Origin of the sequence: Pseudomonas moorei, assembly GCF_042846945.1 — a bacterium.
GTDB classification, from domain to species: Bacteria; Pseudomonadota; Gammaproteobacteria; order Pseudomonadales; family Pseudomonadaceae; genus Aquipseudomonas; species Aquipseudomonas moorei.
Genome location: NZ_AP035776.1, coordinates 4,384,468 through 4,401,589, shown reverse-complemented (window position 1 = coordinate 4,401,589; position 17,122 = coordinate 4,384,468). Strand labels below are relative to the sequence as shown.

Genomic DNA, 17,122 nt, shown 5'->3' with positions numbered 1-17,122 from the left:
AAGCCAGCTCCTGCAGGGGGACGCCAATCCCGGTAGGAGCTGGCTTGCCAGCGAAGGCATCAGCGAGAATGGCGCATCGGGTTTATTCCTGCCCCGAGCGCTTGATCGCCCTCACCCCCAGCGCCGCCAGATCGTTTTCGCCCTGCCCCAGCGCCACCGCATCCAGCAGGTTGTCGCGTAACACGCTGGCAAACGGCAGCGGCACGTGATTCGGCTCGCCCGCCTTCAACGCCAATCCCACATCCTTCAAACCCAGGCGCAAGGTGAACCCTGCGCCATCGGTTTCACGTCGTACGATCTTCGGCCCGTAGACCTTGTAGGCCGGCGCTGAAAACAAGGTGCCGGTAATGAAATCGACAAAATCATTGTTGGCCACCCCATAGCTCTGACTCAACGCCATCGCTTCGCCCGTGGCTTCAATGGCACTGATCAACATCATGTTGGTGGCGATTTTGAGCACGCTGGCGCTGACCGGATCTTCACCCATCGGCCAGGTTTTCTGCCCCAGCACGTCCAGCAATGGCTGGACCTTGGCAATGGCCGTTGGCGGGCCGGCGACGACAATGTTGAGCATGCCGGATTCGGCCAGATCGTTACGACCAAACACCGGCGCGGCAATCAGTTCGACACCTGCGCTGGCGTGTAACTCGGCCATTTCCCGAACGAACGCCACGGACAGTGTGGCCATGCTCAAGTGAATCAAACCCGGCTTGCTCGACGCCAGGGCGCCGCTTTCGATGAGGACGGTGCGGGTTACGGTGTCGTCAGCGAGCATGCTGATCACGACGTCGGCAGCGAATGCCTCGGTCGGGTGGCTGGTTGCGATGGCGCCCTGCTTGACCAGACTCTCGACCGCATCCTGACTGCGGTTCCACACCAGCAGTTGATGACCGGCCTTGAGCAGATTGGCCGCCATGCCCTTGCCCATGGAGCCCAGCCCGATAAATCCGATACGCATGACAACCTCCGCTGATTTTGTTCACGTTGGTCGACAAGAATAGCTGGGCTGCGCAAGCCTTAGAAACAACGCGGGCAAGCCCGCTCCCACAGGTGTTTCGGTGCGCAGAAAATCCGCGGCACACCCAAAACCTACTGTGGGAGCGGGTTTGCCCGCGATGGCGTCAGCAATAACGCCGCATTACTTGCCCTGGAACTCAGCCTCACGCTTGGCAATGAACGCCGCCATGCCTTCCTTCTGATCCTGGGTCGCAAAGGCCGCATGGAACACCCGACGTTCAAAGCGCACGCCTTCCGACAGGCTTACTTCAAAGGCACGGTTCACGCTTTCCTTGACCATCATGGCAATCGGCAGCGACTTTTTGGCGATCAACGCTGCGACTTTCAAGGCCTCGTCCAGCAGCTCATCGCTTGGCACGATCCGCGCCACGATCCCGCAACGCTCCGCTTCCACGGCGTCGATCAAACGCCCGCTCAGGCACATTTCCATGGCCTTGGCCTTGCCCACGGCGCGGGTCAGGCGCTGGGTGCCGCCCATGCCTGGCAGCACGCCGAGGTTGATTTCCGGCTGCCCGAACTTTGCGTTGTCGCCGGCCAGGATGAAATCGCACATCAGCGCCAGTTCACACCCGCCACCCAGGGCAAAACCGTTAACTGCCGCGATGATCGGCTTGCGGCGGTTGGCCACCCGATCGCTGTCGCTGAACAGGTCATCGAGGTAGATCTGCGGGTAGGTCAGCTCGGCCATTTCCTTGATGTCGGCACCGGCGGCAAAGGCTTTTTTCGAGCCGGTCAGCACGATGCAGCCGATGTTCGAATCGGCTTCCAGGCCATCGAGGGCGTGGTTCAGTTCGCCGATGATTTGCGAATTCAACGCGTTCAGCGCTTGCGGACGGTTCAAGGTAATCAGGGCCACACGGCCGTGGGTTTCCAGCAAAATCGTTTCGTAGCTCACAGATGGACTCCTTCTCAAAGATTGCGCGAAATAACCATGCGTTGAATATCGCTGGTGCCTTCGTAGATCTGGCAGACCCGCACGTCGCGGTAGATCCGCTCCAGCGGAAAGTCGTTCAGGTAACCGTAACCGCCGAGGGTTTGCAATGCCGAGGAGCAGACCTTCTCGGCCATTTCCGAGGCGAACAGCTTGGCCATCGACGCTTCGACCAGTGCCGGTTTGCCGCTGTCACGCAGGGCGGCCGCGTAATGCACCATTTGCCGGGCGACGGCAATTTGGGTCGCCATGTCGGCCAGGCGGAAGGCTACCGCCTGGTGCTCGATGATCGGCTTGCCGAAGCTCTCGCGTTCGCGGGCGTAGTCACGGGCCGCTTCGAATGCCGCGCGGGCCATGCCCACCGATTGCGAAGCGATGCCGACGCGGCCGCCTTCAAGGTTGGCCAGGGCGATCTTGTAGCCTTCGCCCTCTTCGCCCAGGCGGTTGGCCACCGGGACTTTCACGTCTTCGAAGAGGATCTGGCAGGTGTCGGAGGCGTGCTGGCCAAGTTTGTCTTCGACCCGCGCGACTTTGTAGCCCGGCGAATCGGTCGGCACGATCAGCGCGGTGATCCCGCGTTTGCCGGCACTCGGATCAGTCACGGCAAACACAATCACCACCCCGGCGTTCTGCCCGGAGGTGATGAATTGTTTGCAGCCGTTGAGCACATAGTGGTCGCCTTCAAGGCGTGCACGGGTTTTCAAGCCGCTGGCGTCGGAGCCGGCCTGGGGTTCGGTCAACGCGAACGCGCCCAGCATCGCACCGCTGGCGAGGGGCTTGAGGAAACGTTCTTTCTGCTCGTCGTTGCCGTAGTTGAGGATCGGCACGCAGCCCACCGAGTTGTGCACGCTCATGATGGTCGAGCACGCCCCGTCGCCGGCGGCGATTTCTTCCAGGGCCATGGCATAGGCCAGGTAACCGGTGTCGCAACCGCCCCACTGTTCCGGCACCAGCATGCCGAAGAAACCCAGTTCGGCCATCTCACCGATGGCTTCCTTGGGGAAACGGTGCTCGCGGTCCCATTCGGCGGCGAACGGCTTCAGCCGTTCCTCAGCGAATTGCCGGGCCATGTCGCGGATTTGTTGTTGGTCGTCATTGGGGATCATGGTGAATCCTTAAAAATAAGCCTTCGTACAACTACCTGACTGAAACACTGGCCCCTGTAGGAGCGAGCCTGCTCGCGATGGACGCAAGGGCGCCACGTTTATCCAGACAGCCCGCGTAATCGTTAACGTCCATCGCGAGCGGGCTCGCTCCTACAGAGGTCCCGCAGCTAGTACAGGCATTCCACGGCCATGGCCGTCGCTTCACCGCCGCCGATGCAAATGGCCGCAACGCCGCGCTTCAAGCCTTTCTGGCGCAGCGCCGACAGCAGGGTCACAAGAATCCGCGCGCCGGACGCGCCGATCGGGTGGCCGAGGGCGCAGGCACCGCCGTGCACGTTGACCTTCTCATGGGGAATTTCCAGCTGGGTCATGGTCACCAGGCTGACCACGGCAAAGGCTTCGTTGACCTCGACCAGATCGACCTGGTCAAGCGACCAACCGGTTTTCTGCATCAGCTTCTTGATCGCGCCGACCGGTGCCACCGGGAACAGGCCCGGCGTATCGGCAAACGCCGCGTGACCGTGAATCACCGCCAGCGGCTTGAGGCCACGCTTGTCGGCCTCGGAACGGCGCATCAGCACCAGCGCCGCCGCGCCGTCGGAAATCGAACTGGAGTTCGCCGCCGTGACCGTGCCGCCGTCGCGGAATGCCGGTTTCAGCGAGGCGATTTTGTCCAGCTTGGCTTTTGGCGGCTGTTCGTCGTTGCTGATGGTCACCTGCTCTTTGCCGACGGTCACGGTCAGCGGCACGATCTCGTCCTTGAAGCGGCCATCCTTGATTGCCTGCTGTGCACGGGTGGTCGAGGCGATGGCGAAGGCGTCCTGGGCTTCGCGGCTGAAACCGTTGGTTTCGGCGCAATCTTCGGCAAAGGTGCCCATCAGGCGGCCCTTGTCGTAAGCGTCTTCGAGGCCGTCGAGGAACATGTGATCAAGCACCCGACCGTGGCCCATGCGGTAACCGCTGCGGGCGCGGTCCAGCAGGTACGGTGCATTGGACATGCTTTCCATGCCCCCGGCGACGACCACCTCGGCGCTGCCGGCGACCAGCATGTCGTGGGCCAGAATCGCCGTTTCCATCCCCGAACCGCACATCTTGTTCAGGGTGGTGCAGCGGGTCGATTTATCCAGCCCGGCGCCCAGCGCAGCCTGGCGTGCCGGGGCCTGGCCAAGACCGGCGGACAGCACACAGCCGAACAACACTTCTTCGACAGCATCCGCAGCGATACCGGCGCGCTCCACGGCGGCCTTGATCGCGGCCGCACCGAGTTGCGGAGCGGTCAGGCTTTTCAGCTCGCCCTGAAAACCACCCATCGGGGTGCGGACGGCGCTGACGATGACGATTGGATCGTTGGAAAGGCTCATGACAATTGCTCCTTATTTGGCGGCCATGCGCAAGGCACCGTCGAGACGGATCACCTCGCCATTGAGCATGCTGTTTTCAATGATATGCCTGACCAGCGCAGCGTACTCGGCCGGTTTGCCCAGGCGCGGCGGGAACGGCACGCCGGCCGCCAGGGAATCGCGCACTTCCGGGGTCATGCCGGCCATCATCGGGGTTTCGAAAATCCCCGGGGCAATGGTCATCACGCGGATGCCGAAACGCGCCAGTTCTCGGGCGGCGGGCAAGGTCAGGCTGACGATGGCGCCTTTGGACGCGGCGTAGGCCGCCTGGCCGATCTGACCATCGTAGGCCGCGGCGGATGCGGTATTGATGATCACGCCGCGCTCGCCATCGGCGTCCGCGTCGGTTTCGGCGATCGCCGCCGAGGCCAGGCGCAGCATGTTGAAGCTGCCGATCAGGTTGACGTTGATTACCTGACTGAAGCTGGACAGCGCATGCGGGCCGTTTTTGCCGAGGATCTTCTCGCCACGCACGATGCCGGCGCAGTTCACCAGGCCATTGAGGCCGCCAAAAGCCTTGACCGTGGACTGCACCGCCGCCTCAGCCGCCGCTTCGTTGCTGATGTCCGCCACCACGCTGTGCGCGCCAAGGCGCTGGGCTTGGGCCGCGACGGCTTCGGCATTCATGTCCACCAGCATCACCTTGGCGCCGGCGGCGACCAGCATTTCAGCGGTGGCCGCGCCCAGGCCGGAAGCACCGCCGGTGACGAGAAAAACCTTGTTTTCGATCTGCATCATTGTTTCCTTGGATTCAAGCTGAAACGTTCTTCGCGGCGGCCTCTTGAGCCTTTGCGATTTCCTGGTTGCGCAAGATAAAGCGCTGCAATTTGCCGCTTGGGGTTTTCGGCAACTCGCTGACAAATTCGATTTCACGGGGGTACGAGTGCGCGGCCAGACGCTTGCGCACATGCTGGCGCAGCTCTTCGGCCAGTTCCGGCGTGGCGCGGTATTGCTCGCCGATCACGACGAACGCCTTGACCAGTTCGGTGCGTTCCGGATCGGGTTTGCCGACGACCGCCGCTTCGATCACCGCCGGATGTTCAATCAACGCGCTTTCCACGTCGAACGGCCCGACACGGTAGCCGGAGGTGGTGATCACATCGTCACTGCGACCGACGAAACTGATGCTGCCATCCGGGTTCCACTCCACGGTGTCGCCGCTCAAGTAATAGTCGCCGACGAACGCCTTGGTCGGCGCGCCTTCGTAACCGGCGAACCAGCACATCGGCGATTGGCTGCGGTCGATGGCCAGGATGCCTGGCTGGCCGACGCCCAGCTCCTTGTACTGCTCGTCCAGCACCACAATGCGATGCCCCGGCGAGGCGAAGCCAGCGGCGCCCATATGAATCGGATGCTCCAGGCCATGGTGATTGCACAACACCATGCCCAGTTCGGTCTGCCCATAGTGGTCATGAATGACCACGCCAAGGTGGTCGGCGAACCAGCGGATCACTTCCGGGTTCAGCGGCTCGCCAGCGCTGCTGACGATGCGCAGCTTGCCTTTGATCGACTTGGCGAACGCATCACCACCGGCAATCAGCAGGCGATAGGCCGTCGGCGATCCGGTGAGGTTGGTGATCCCGTATTTGTTGATCACCCGGCAGGTGCTTTCCAGGGTGAACGGGCCATCGTAGAAGGTGATCGGGTGGCCCATCGACATCGGGCCGGTGACACCGAAGTAGATGCCGTAGGCCCAACCCGGATCGGCAACGTTCCAGAACGCGTCTTCGGGACGCAAATCCACCGCGTCACGGGTGTAGCTCTGGAACGCGACAATGGCCTTGAGCGGCACCGACAGCGCTTTCGACGGGCCAGTGGTGCCCGAGGTGAACATCAGCAGGAACGGGTCTTCGCCGGTCAACAGTACCGGTTCGCAGGCATTGGAGAAGTTGGCCAGTTCGGCCCAGAAACTGAAATCGCCCTGAACGATGCCCTGCCCCTTGGGCCCGCTGACGGTGACGATGGTCGGGCAATCGGCGACTTCAGCGAGTTTCGAGCGGTTGACCGCGTCGGTGACCACGACCTTGGCACCGGAACTGCCCAGTCGATGCTCGATGGCTTTCGGGCCGAAGGCAGTGAACAGCGGCTGATAAACCGCACCAATACGCCAGGTGGCGAACACGGTAATCAATAGTTCGATGTTACGTGGCAGCAGACCGGCGACCTTGTCGCCCTTCTGCACGCCCTGGGCCAGGAGGAAGTTGGCGAAACGCGCGGCCTTGTCCTGCAAGTCGCTGAAGGTGTAAGTCGCGCTGGTGCCATCGCGGCCTTCCCAGAACAGCGCGATGCGACCCGGCAAGGCATGCCGGTCACAGCACTCGATGCAGGCGTTGAGGGCAGTCAGATCGCCAGCGAGTGCGGCGTCGACGGTGTGCTGATAATTGAACTGTGATGTAGCAGACAAGTAATCGCGCATTGCCAGAATCCCTCTGTATTTTTATTAGGTTGGGGGAACCGTAACTAACAGGGAAATACTCGCTCTGCGCGGGTGGAGGGGCAATGGTCAAAGTTATCAAGTTGCGTGACTGGTTTGGCCAAGATCCGGGAGGTGGCGCCTCGTCAGGGCACCGAAAGAACCGGATCAGTCAGGACGCTTCGTTGAGAATCAAACTGCGGTAATGCCCCGGATTGGACCCCGACCACTTGCGAAACGCCTTGTAGAACGAACTCGCGTCGGCAAACCCCAGGCGCGTGGCGATTTCCGCGAAGCTGATGGCCGGTTCCGCCAGCCAGACGATTGCCAGTTCCTTGCGCACGCTGTCCTTGAGCCCTTGATAGGTTTGCCCTTCCTCGGCCAACCGGCGGCGCAGGGTCGAGGCCGACATGCACAGGCGTTGCGCCAGGGCTTCGGTTTCGGGCCAGCGTTCGGCCGGCAGTTGCCGCAGATCGTGTTTGATACGGCTGGCCAGGCTCTGCGGATCGCGGTACTTGACCAGAATGTTTGCCGGCGCATGGGCCAGGAAACGCTTGAGTTCTTCGGCGCTGCGCTTGATCGGCGCATCCAGGCAATCAGCGGAGAAAATCATCCGCGTGCGCGGGCGGTCGAATCGCAGGTTTTCGGAAAACATCACCTGGTAGTCGTCGCAGAAGTCCGGCTGCGAGCAGCGCAACTCGATGGCCAGGATCGGAATCCGCCGCCCCGCCAGCCAGCAGGCCACGCCATGCACGATCATCCAGTAGGTGAAATAGGTAAACGCGCGGCGCGGTTCCTGTTCATCTTCCAGCAGCACGATTTCCGCCAGGCTTTGTTGGCGGACCAACTCCGCGGGCAGGTGGTCGAGCATCAGTGACAGGAAGCCCAAGCCACTGGTGAGGCCCGCCGCCAGACTCGGCTGGACCATGGCGCAACGACAAAGAAACTCCAGGCTGCCGGACTTGAGCTTGCGCGGGTCCATGCCGAAAAACTCATCATCGCCGCGCCGCGCCAACAGACGCCACAGCCGGGCGTACGCGGTGGCCGGTACCCGTGCATCGCTGCTGTGCAGCAGGAGCGGATCGATGCCGACCTTGATCAACACCTCTTCGGTGGCAACGCCCGGGGCACAACTTTGCAACAGCGCTTCTCGCACCAGTTGAATGGAGATGGAGTCTTTTTCCGCCATGGAGCGAGGCAAACCCTGTTCTTGTAGGTGTGGTGCGCATATTAGCTCAGCCATCGACCCAACGCAGACCCCTGTAGGAGCGAGCCTGCTCGCGATGAAGGTTAACGATGACGTGGGTTGCCTGGATGAACGCGGAGCCCTGACGTCCATCGCGAGCAGGCTCGCTCCTACAGGGGGACGGGGGTGATCTTCAGGGTCGTTCAGCTCAGGTTCAGGTAAATATCAATCAGTAACATATGCGAATGAGTGTCATTATGTTACAAATTCGCACCTTATCTAATTGCCCCACGGTGCTGAATGCTCGTTCCTTTTCTGATCATGCTGCGCGAAGGCGTTGAAGCCGCGTTGATCGTTGGCATCATCGCCAGCTACCTCAAACAGACGGGCCGAGGCCAGTGGATGCCCGCCGTCTGGATCGGCGTGTTCCTCGCCGCCGCCCTCGCCCTGCTGGTAGGCGGAGGCCTGGAACTGGCCAGCGCCGAGTTTCCGCAAAAACAGCAGGAACTGTTTGAAGGCGTGGTCGGCCTGGTGGCGGTCGGCATTCTCAGCTCCATGGTGTTCTGGATGCGCAAAGTGGCGCGCTCCATCAAGCATTCGCTGCACACGTCCCTTGATCAAGCACTGACCGGCTCCCGGCATCAGGTCACCGCCCTGATCGCCATGGTGTTTTTCGCCGTGGCGCGCGAAGGCCTGGAAACGGTGTTCTTCCTGCTCGCGGTGTTCCAGCAAAGCGAAGGTCCGGCGGCCCCGATCGGTGCCCTCCTTGGCCTGGTCCTGGCGATTATCGTGGGTTGGCTGATCTACACCGGCAGCATGCGTCTGAACCTCGGCGCGTTTTTCCGCTGGACTGGCCTGTTCATCCTCGTGGTGGCAGCCGGCATTCTCGCCAGCTCGGTGCAGGCGCTGCACGAGGCCGGTGTGTGGAATCACCTGCAAACCGTGCTCTTCGACATCAGCACCACACTGCCCGTGGACGGTCCGCTGGGTTCGGTGCTGGCCGGCATGTTCGGTTACCAGGACGCCCCGACCGCCAGCACCCTGGGTGCCTATCTGATTTATCTGATCGTGGCATTGGTGATGTTCTTCAGGCCAACCCCTGCGCCGATTGCAAACTCCCGCAGGAGCGAGCCTGCTCGCGAGGGGCGTGAACGATAACGCGTTAAACCGGTTGCCCTGCGGCGCCCGCGGGTTTTTCGCGAGCAGGCTCGCTCCTACAAGGGACGGTGGTGTTTCAAATGGCGGCGGTAGAACGCTGTCACCTTCCTGTAGGCGCGAGCCTGCTCGCGATGGACGTCAACGATGACGCAGGCTGCCTGGAAAAACTCATCGCCTGCATATTCATCGCAAGCAAGCTAGCGCCCACAGGATTCGTTCGAATAACCGGCCAGACAGTCCTCCTCCATTTCCAGCCAGTAAGGGCAACCATGCCAAATCCAGCCCCACCCCAGGCTTCCCCGCCCCGCGCCTTGCGCTGGGCGGTGGCCGGTTCGGTGATCGTGATGATCGCCGCCGGCGGCCTGTTCTATTACGCCGCGAAAATGGCCGCTGACAAGCGCCAGGCCAACCATGACGAAGTGCGGGTGACCATTCATCCGCACAGCTGCGAGCCCAATGCCCTGACGGTTCCGGCCGGCCATGCCAGCTTCCGTATCGTCAATCAATCCGATCGCGCCGTCGAATGGGAAATCCTCGATGGCGTGCTGGTAGTCGAAGAGCGAGAGAACATCGCGCCCGGCCTGAGCCAGGTGATCAACGCCAACCTGTTGGCCGGCGACTACGCCATCACCTGCGGTCTGCTGAGCAATCCGCGCGGCACCTTGCATGTCACGCCGACGGCGGCTTCGGAAGCGGCGGCCAAGGCCAGGCCGTCAATGGTGGCGTTCGTCGGGCCGTTGTCGGAGTTCCGCGTGTACCTGAGCAGCCAGGGCTCGGCGCTGATCAAAGCCGTCACCGCCCTTGAGCAAGCGATCGCCGCCGGCGATCTCAGCCACGCCCAAACCTTGTACGTACCGGCCCGCGCCGCTTATCAACGCCTGGCCCCTGCAGCCCAGCGCCTGGCCGAGCTGGACAATGGGATCAACGCCCGTGCCGACTACTTCGAACAACGCGAGCAAGACCCCGGGTTCGTCGGTTTCCATCGCATCGAGTACGCGCTGTTCCAGCAACGCAACCTCGACGGCCTGGCACCCGTCGCCCAGCGCCTGTTGGCGGACGTGACCACCCTAAAACAACAACTGCTGGCCCAGTCCCTGCCACCGGAGCAATTGGTGAGCCTGGTCGTGCGCAATCTCAACGGCATCGCCGACCTGCGCGCCCGCAGTGGTGAAGAAGAACGTTACAGCCACACCGATCTGAATGGCTTCGCCGCCAATCTCGACGCCGCGCACAAGGTCGTCGAACTGCTGCGTCCGTTGCTGGCCAAATCCCCCGCCGACCTGCTGCCACAGATCGACAGTGCGCTCGGCGCGTTCGACACCGAACTCAACGGTTTGAAGGTCAAGGACGACTACGCCAGCTACGACCGTGTTGACAGCGAGCAACGCCAGCAGCTCGCCGACAAGGCCAAGGCACTGGCCGTTGCACTCGATGGAATCGACCCCGCCCTTGGCCTTTCCGGCCTCTAAGCAGAAGACGACTTATCAATGAACGATTCGGAACAACTCAACCTCCAGCGGCGCCGGGTATTGATGGGCATGGGCGCAGCCGGTGTCGCCCTGGCCGGCTCCGCGCTGAGCTGCCCGGCCATGGCCGCCAGTCCCGCGCAGGTCACTGAAGCGCCGAGCAGCGACCGCACGCAAGACCGCCACGCATTCCACGGCAAGCACCAGACGGGCATCGTCACCCCGCGCCCGGCGTCCGGCATGTTGGTGTCCTTTGATGTACTGGCCAGCGACCGCCAAGACCTGGAGCGACTGTTTCGCACCCTCAACGATCGCATCGCGTTTTTGATGAAAGGCGGCCCGGTCACCCAGGTCGATCCGAAGTTGCCACCGGTGGATTCGGGCATTCTCGGCCCGATCGTGACCCCGGACAACCTGACCATCACGGTGTCGGTTGGTGCCTCGTTGTTCGATGAGCGCTTCGGTCTGGTCAATGCCAGGCCCAAGCGCCTGACTCGCATGGTCGGCTTTCCCAATGACGCGCTGGAGGCCGATTGCTGCCACGGCGACCTGAGCCTGCAGTTCTGCTCCAACACCACCGACACCAACATCCACGCCTTGCGCGACATCGTGAAAAATCTCCCGAACCTGCTCCTGGTGCGCTGGAAGCAGGAAGGCAGCGTGCCGCCCCAGGCCCCGGCAAAACCGGGTGTGCCAGCGCAAAGCGCGCGCAACTTCCTGGGCTTTCGCGACGGCTCGGCCAACCCCGACTCCAACAATGCACAAACCATGGACAGCGTCGTCTGGGTTCAGCCCGGCAGCGACGAACCGGCCTGGGCGGCGAATGGCAGCTATCAGGCGGTGCGGATCATCCGCAACTTCGTCGAGCGTTGGGACCGCACACCGCTGCAGGAACAGGAAAGCATCCTCGGTCGGGTCAAAAGCACCGGCGCGCCCATGGGCGGCACCCATGAATCCCAGGTGCCGGACTACAGCCAGGACCCGCACGGCAAGTTGACCAGACTCGACGCGCATATCCGCCTGGCCAACCCGCGCACCGCCGCGACCCAGGCCAACCTGATCCTGCGCCGTCCGTTCAACTACTCCAACGGCGTGAACAAGAACGGCCAACTGGACATGGGCTTGCTGTTCATCTGCTATCAGGCCGATCTGGAGAAAGGCTTTATCACCGTGCAAAACCGACTCAACGACGAGCCACTGGAGGAATACCTGAAACCGGTCGGTGGCGGCTATTTCTTCACCTTGCCCGGCGTCACCGGCGATAAGGATTTCATCGGTCGCTCACTGCTCGACGCCACACAACCCACAACAAACGCGTAACCCACCCAACACGGAACCGTCCCATGAAACAGTCGCCACTCGCATTACTGCTGACCCTCGGCTTGCTCACCACCCCGCTTGCGGCTTTCGCGGCAACGGCGCCGCTGGAGCTGGTTCAGCCGATTTCCGACTACAAGATCTACGTCACCGAGCAACTGGATGAACTGGCCAGCCACACCCGGCAATTCACCGACGCCGTGAAAAAAGGCGACCTGGCCACCGCGAAAAAACTCTACGCGCCGACCCGTGTTTACTACGAATCCATCGAGCCGATTGCCGAGCTGTTCAGTGATCTCGACGCGTCCATCGATTCGCGCGTCAATGACCATGAGAAAGGCGTGGAAGCAGAAGACTTCACCGGCTTCCACCGCATCGAATACGCGCTGTTTGCGCAAAACAGCACCCAGGGCCTGGGCGAACTGGCCGACGGCCTGAACAAAGACGTCAAGGACCTGCAAACCCGCGCCGCCGGCCTGACGTTCCCGCCGGAAAAAGTCGTTGGCGGTGCCGCTGCGCTGCTTGAAGAAGTGGCCGCCACCAAGATCTCCGGCGAAGAAGATCGCTACAGCCATACCGACCTTTATGACTTCCAGGGCAACATCGACGGCGCGAAAAAAATCGTCGACCTGTTCCGCCCGCAAATCGAAAAACAGGACGCGGCATTCATCGCCAAAGTCGACAAGAACTTCGCCACGGTGAACCGGGTTCTGGCCAAGTACAAAACCGCAGACGGCGGCTTCGAGACCTACGACAAAGTGAAGGACGGCGACCGCAAGGCGCTGGTCGGCCCGGTGAATACCCTGGCTGAGGATTTGTCGACGTTGCGCGGGAAACTGGGGCTTAACTGAATGGAGTGGCGACTGGAAGGGCCTCATCGCTGGCAAGCCAGCTCCCACAGGTTTTTGAGTCGAACCACACTTGCGTGATCGACATTCAACCCTGTGGGAGCGGGCTTGCCCGCGATGGCGTCAGCCGCCGCGCTATAGCTTTTACAGGATGCGGTACAACAACCGCTCAATACGCACACGACTCACCCGCTTGAGAAACTTCGCCACTCCCGACGGGTAATCCGGCAAGGTTTGCAGGTCCTGGAAGCGCTCGATACGCCGGGTATGCTGGAAAATCTGTGCCAGTTCCGTGCGTCGCGGTACCTGTAGCTCGCCCTTCGGATCATCGATCAGCAAGGCATTTTCCAGATCGAGACGAAACGCCCGGGGGTTGAGGTTGTTGCCGGTCAGCAAGGTGTAGCGCTGATCGATCCACATGCCCTTGAGGTGATAGGTGTTATCGCCGTCCAGCCACAGGTGCAGGTTCAACTGACCACTGTCGATGTTGCGCTGGTGGCGCTTGGCGAACCGGCGCAGGCTGATTTCATAGAGGTACGGCAGCGCTGAAATCACCTTGAACGGCTCGCTCGGCGGGATGTAGAAGTCGTTGGCAGTCTTGTCGCCGACCACGATGTCGATCTTCACGCCCCGCGCCAACGCCCGGTTGATTTCCCGAATCACCGCCAAGGGCAGGTTGAAATACGGCGTGCAGATCGTCAGTTGTTGCTGGGTGCTGGCGATCAGTTCACAAATCACCCGGTTCAGCGGGTTGTTCTTGCCAACGCCAAGCAACGGGCTGACCGACAACCCGGTCCTGTCCGTGGTGCCCTGGGTGGTGTCGTACGCCGCGTGCTTGAGTCGGCTGCGCAGGTCACCGATGTCGCTGCGCAGGCTGCGGGTGGTCGGCAGGTTTGGCAGATCCAGGCGATGCACGGCCTTGGAAGCCACCAGACCATGCTGCACCAGATGCTGCATCGAATCGGCAAGCTGAGGGTTCTGCAGCAGGTGATAACGGTCGTAGCGGTACTTGTCGAACTTGTGCAGGTAGACGTTATTCAGGCTCGCGCCGCTGTAGATCACACAGTCATCGATCACGAAACCCTTCAGATGCAGGACGCCGAACAGTTCGCGGGTCTGCACCGGCACGCCATACACCGGCACTTCACTGGCGTGGGTGCGGGTCATTTCCTGATACCAGGCCGAGTTGCCCGGCTGCTTGCCGGCGCCGATCAGGCCGCGCTGGGCGCGCAGCCAGTCGACGACCACCACCACGTCCAGCTCCGGACGCGCCAGTTTGGCGGCGTGCAAAGCATCGAGAACTTCCTGACCGGCCTCATCCTGTTGCAGGTACAGCGCAACGATGTAAATGCGCCGAGTGGCACTGGCGATTTTTTCCAGCAGGCAGCGACGGAACTCGGCAGCGCCAGAGAGGAAGGTGACGGCATCGGCGGTCAGCGGAAAACTGCGCAGTTTGGGCAGCAGGGAGCGTTTGAAAAGCGACGGCATAGGGCTCGCAGAGGGTCGAATCCAAAGAGGTGGAGAGCTTACACCATGGATGGGTCTGGGTCTTGTTACTGTCTGTAATAGCCCTTCGCAGGCAAGCCAGCCCCTACAGGTCGCCGCATCGCAGCGAAGGGCGCTTGGTGAACGGAAAAATAACATTTGACCAAGGAGAACGATCGTTCTACTTTAAGCGCCATGAACGAAAATACTAGCAACGACACACGCGACATCATTCTGGATGTCACCGAAAAGCTGATCTACAAAAGTGGCATCGCCGCCACGGGCATAGATCTTCTGGTGAAAACCGCCGGTGTCTCCAGAAAGAGCGTCTACCGTTACTTCGCCAACAAGGAGGAGCTCACCGTCGCGGCCCTGCAACGCCGGGATCAACGCTGGATGCACTGGTACAGGAGCGCGGTCGACCAGGCCGAAACCCCGGCGGACCGGTTGCTCAATCTGTTTACCGTGCTCAAGTCCTGGTTCTGTTCCGAAGGCTTTCGCGGTTGCGCGTTCATCAATACCAGCGGTGAGACCGGTGATCCGCAAGACCCGGTTCGCCTGGTCGCCAAAGACCATAAACAAAAGCTGCTCGACTACGTGTGCGAGCTGTGTACCGAACATGGCGCCGAAGATCCGCAGACGCTGGCCAAGCAACTGCTGATCCTGATTGACGGGGCCATTACCGTCGCACTTGTCATGGGTGACTACAGTGCCGCCGATAATGCGCAATGCATGGCGCGAAAGTTATTGGACCTGTAACTGCTTGATCAAGACCGACAACTTTGTTGAACTTTAATTTAATACGGAGACATGAAATGTCTAATGCCGAAGTTCGCCCGCCATTGCCGCCCTTTACCCGTGAATCCGCCATCGAAAAAGTCCGCCTGGCCGAAGACGGCTGGAACTCCCGCGATCCGGAGCGTGTGTCGCTGGCCTACACCCTGGACACCCAATGGCGAAACCGCGCTGAGTTCGCCCACAACCGCGAAGAGGCCAAAGCCTTCCTGACCCGTAAATGGGCCAAGGAACTGGACTATCGCCTGATCAAGGAACTCTGGGCCTTCACCGACAACCGCATCGCCGTGCGTTATGCCTATGAATGGCACGACGATTCGGGTAACTGGTTCCGCTCCTACGGCAACGAAAACTGGGAGTTCAACGAACACGGCCTGATGGCCCGGCGCTTCGCCTGCATCAACGACATGCCGATCAAGGAAAGCGAGCGCAAGTTCCGCTGGCCGCTGGGCCGCCGCCCGGATGATCATCCGGGCTTGTCCGACCTCGGTTTGTAAACGCGTCCCTTGTTGAAGCTGGCTTGCCAGCGATGGCGTCCTGACAGTCGACCAATCTGTTATCTGTCAGGTTGCTTTCGCCGGCAAGCCGGCTCTTACAGGAGGTTTTGGTGTTCAGGCGACCGCTGCGGTCTGCCGGGACAGGGCTTCAGCCTCAAGCTCCCGCACCAACGGCAATACCCGCTGGCCGAAATACTCCACTTCTTCCTGAAAGTGCAGGAACCCCGCCAATACCAGATCCACGCCCACTGCTTTAAGCGCCACAATCCGCTCGGCGATCTGTCGTGGCGTGCCGATCAGATTGGTCTTGAAGCCATCGTTGTATTGCACCAGGTCCTCGAACGTCGATTTTGCCCAGTTGCCCTCGCCTTCCGGCGATGCCCGCCCCGCCTGCTTCGCCGCGTCACCGAAGGCGGTCACCGCTTCGGGATCGGCCTGATCGATGATCTGTGCCAGCACTGCCCGCGCCTCCTCTTCGGTGTCCCGGGCGATCACGAATGCGTTCACACCGATCTTGACTGAATGATTGTTCGCGGCCGCCTTGGCGCGAATGTCATCGACCTGGGCCTTGATGCCTTCGGGGGTGTTGCCGTTGGTGAAATACCAGTCCGACACCCGCGCGGCCATGTCCCGCGCCGCACGGGAACTGCCACCCTGGAAGATTTCCGGGCGGCCCTGGGGTTTGGGTTTGAGGCTGTAGTTGTCGAAGCGATAGAAGTCGCCGCGAAAGGTGAAGTTGTCCTGGGTCCAGATGCCTTTGAGTGAGCGAATGAATTCTTCGGAGCGGCGATAGCGCTCATCGTGTTCCAGCCAGTGTTCGCCGATGGCCTGGAACTCGCCCTTGAACCAGCCGCTGACGATATTGACCGCCACCCGGCCGTTGGTGAGCTGATCAATGGTTGCCAGTTGCTTGGCCGCCAGCGCCGGTTGCCAGGGGCCTGGCAGGATCGCGGCGATGACTTTGAGTCTGGTCGTTGCCGCCAGCAGTGCATGGCTGAAGGCCACTGATTCATGCTGATACTCGGCACCGTAACCGGCGGTGAAACGGATCTGCGTCAGGGCATATTCGAACCCTGCCTCCTCGGCCAGCTGTGCCAGCTTGCGGTTGTAGTCGATGCCCCAGTGGGTACGTTGTTCGATCTTGCTGACCACCAGCCCACCGCTGACGTTCGGCACCCAGTAGGCAAATTTGACGGCTTGCTGACTCATTGGCGTGTCCTCGGGACATTAGGGAATGTCCTGGGGCATGAGCAGCAAGTGTGCCAGCCCTGAATCTGGAGCGCTCGGAAACGGTGGCGAGGGAGCTTGGTCCCGCTGGGCTGCGCAGCGGCCCCAAATTTTGGTGAGCGCTACGCACTCAAGCGGGAGCAAGCTCCCTTGCCACAAAAGCCGCCGTCCCCGGACAATTTGCTGATGCACTGTTGGCCCGACAACAGTTGAAACTGCCGCGCCCCCAATGAAGTCCAGTAAATCCGCACCGAACAGGTCCGGCATGGACCCTGC

15 protein-coding genes are annotated in these 17,122 nt (G+C 61.4%); 6 read left to right on the top strand and 9 right to left on the bottom strand.

The annotated features are described in order from the left end of the window. Window positions 1-82 precede the first annotated feature (82 nt). From ACGJAX_RS20895 to ACGJAX_RS20865, 7 genes are all read right to left on the bottom strand, one after another. Window positions 83-958, bottom strand: coding sequence for an NAD(P)-binding domain-containing protein (locus tag ACGJAX_RS20895; RefSeq protein WP_390955974.1), 876 nt, complete (start codon window positions 956-958; stop codon window positions 83-85). A 180-nt stretch (window positions 959-1,138) separates the two neighbouring features. Continuing rightward, window positions 1,139-1,912, bottom strand: a complete 774-nt coding sequence (locus ACGJAX_RS20890; RefSeq protein ID WP_090322138.1) for an enoyl-CoA hydratase — start codon at window positions 1,910-1,912, stop codon at window positions 1,139-1,141. 14 nt (window positions 1,913-1,926) lie between these two features. Then, the gene (locus ACGJAX_RS20885; protein ID WP_390955973.1) at window positions 1,927-3,054 is read right to left on the bottom strand and encodes an acyl-CoA dehydrogenase; all 1,128 of its coding nucleotides are present in this window, start codon (window positions 3,052-3,054) and stop codon (window positions 1,927-1,929) included. A gap of 167 nt (window positions 3,055-3,221) precedes the next feature. After that, window positions 3,222-4,415 carry an acetyl-CoA C-acyltransferase gene (locus ACGJAX_RS20880; protein WP_390955972.1) on the bottom strand — a complete coding sequence of 398 codons (1,194 nt, stop codon included), beginning with the start codon at window positions 4,413-4,415 and terminating at the stop codon, window positions 3,222-3,224. Window positions 4,416-4,427: 12 nt separating this feature from the next. Next, complete coding sequence (locus ACGJAX_RS20875) at window positions 4,428-5,189, bottom strand: SDR family NAD(P)-dependent oxidoreductase (protein WP_390955971.1); 762 nt, start codon at window positions 5,187-5,189, stop codon at window positions 4,428-4,430. 16 nt (window positions 5,190-5,205) lie between these two features. Further along, window positions 5,206-6,870 carry an AMP-binding protein gene (locus ACGJAX_RS20870; protein ID WP_247255682.1) on the bottom strand — a complete coding sequence of 555 codons (1,665 nt, stop codon included), beginning with the start codon at window positions 6,868-6,870 and terminating at the stop codon, window positions 5,206-5,208. 169 nt (window positions 6,871-7,039) lie between these two features. After that, on the bottom strand, window positions 7,040-8,056 hold the full coding sequence (locus tag ACGJAX_RS20865) for an AraC family transcriptional regulator ligand-binding domain-containing protein (protein WP_390959945.1): 1,017 nt from the start codon (window positions 8,054-8,056) through the stop codon (window positions 7,040-7,042). A gap of 297 nt (window positions 8,057-8,353) precedes the next feature. On the opposite strand from ACGJAX_RS20865, the gene efeU reads away from it, so the two are divergent. The 4 genes from efeU (at window position 8,354) to efeO (ACGJAX_RS20845) (ending at window position 12,845) form a co-directional block, all read left to right on the top strand. After that, the gene (gene efeU / locus ACGJAX_RS20860; RefSeq protein ID WP_390955970.1) at window positions 8,354-9,211 is read left to right on the top strand and encodes an iron uptake transporter permease EfeU; all 858 of its coding nucleotides are present in this window, start codon (window positions 8,354-8,356) and stop codon (window positions 9,209-9,211) included. A 269-nt stretch (window positions 9,212-9,480) separates the two neighbouring features. After that, window positions 9,481-10,680: an iron uptake system protein EfeO gene (efeO, locus tag ACGJAX_RS20855; protein WP_390955969.1), complete on the top strand. Its 1,200-nt coding sequence runs from the start codon at window positions 9,481-9,483 to the stop codon at window positions 10,678-10,680. Window positions 10,681-10,698: 18 nt separating this feature from the next. Then, window positions 10,699-11,997, top strand: coding sequence for an iron uptake transporter deferrochelatase/peroxidase subunit (gene efeB / locus ACGJAX_RS20850; protein WP_390955968.1), 1,299 nt, complete (start codon window positions 10,699-10,701; stop codon window positions 11,995-11,997). A 23-nt stretch (window positions 11,998-12,020) separates the two neighbouring features. Further along, complete coding sequence (gene efeO / locus ACGJAX_RS20845; protein ID WP_390955967.1) at window positions 12,021-12,845, top strand: iron uptake system protein EfeO; 825 nt, start codon at window positions 12,021-12,023, stop codon at window positions 12,843-12,845. A 141-nt stretch (window positions 12,846-12,986) separates the two neighbouring features. Here the strand turns inward: efeO (ACGJAX_RS20845) and pssA are convergent, their stop codons facing one another. Next, the gene (gene pssA, locus ACGJAX_RS20840; RefSeq protein ID WP_247255687.1) at window positions 12,987-14,330 is read right to left on the bottom strand and encodes a CDP-diacylglycerol--serine O-phosphatidyltransferase; all 1,344 of its coding nucleotides are present in this window, start codon (window positions 14,328-14,330) and stop codon (window positions 12,987-12,989) included. A gap of 192 nt (window positions 14,331-14,522) precedes the next feature. Between pssA and ACGJAX_RS20835 the strand changes: the two genes are divergently transcribed. After that, window positions 14,523-15,086, top strand: a complete 564-nt coding sequence (locus tag ACGJAX_RS20835; protein ID WP_390955966.1) for a TetR family transcriptional regulator — start codon at window positions 14,523-14,525, stop codon at window positions 15,084-15,086. A 56-nt stretch (window positions 15,087-15,142) separates the two neighbouring features. Next, entirely contained in the window at window positions 15,143-15,619 is a 477-nt protein-coding gene (locus ACGJAX_RS20830) for a nuclear transport factor 2 family protein (RefSeq protein WP_090322167.1), read from the top strand. A 114-nt stretch (window positions 15,620-15,733) separates the two neighbouring features. Here the strand turns inward: ACGJAX_RS20830 and sfnG are convergent, their stop codons facing one another. Further along, window positions 15,734-16,828, bottom strand: coding sequence for a dimethylsulfone monooxygenase SfnG (sfnG, locus tag ACGJAX_RS20825; protein WP_090322168.1), 1,095 nt, complete (start codon window positions 16,826-16,828; stop codon window positions 15,734-15,736). Window positions 16,829-17,122 lie beyond the last annotated feature (294 nt).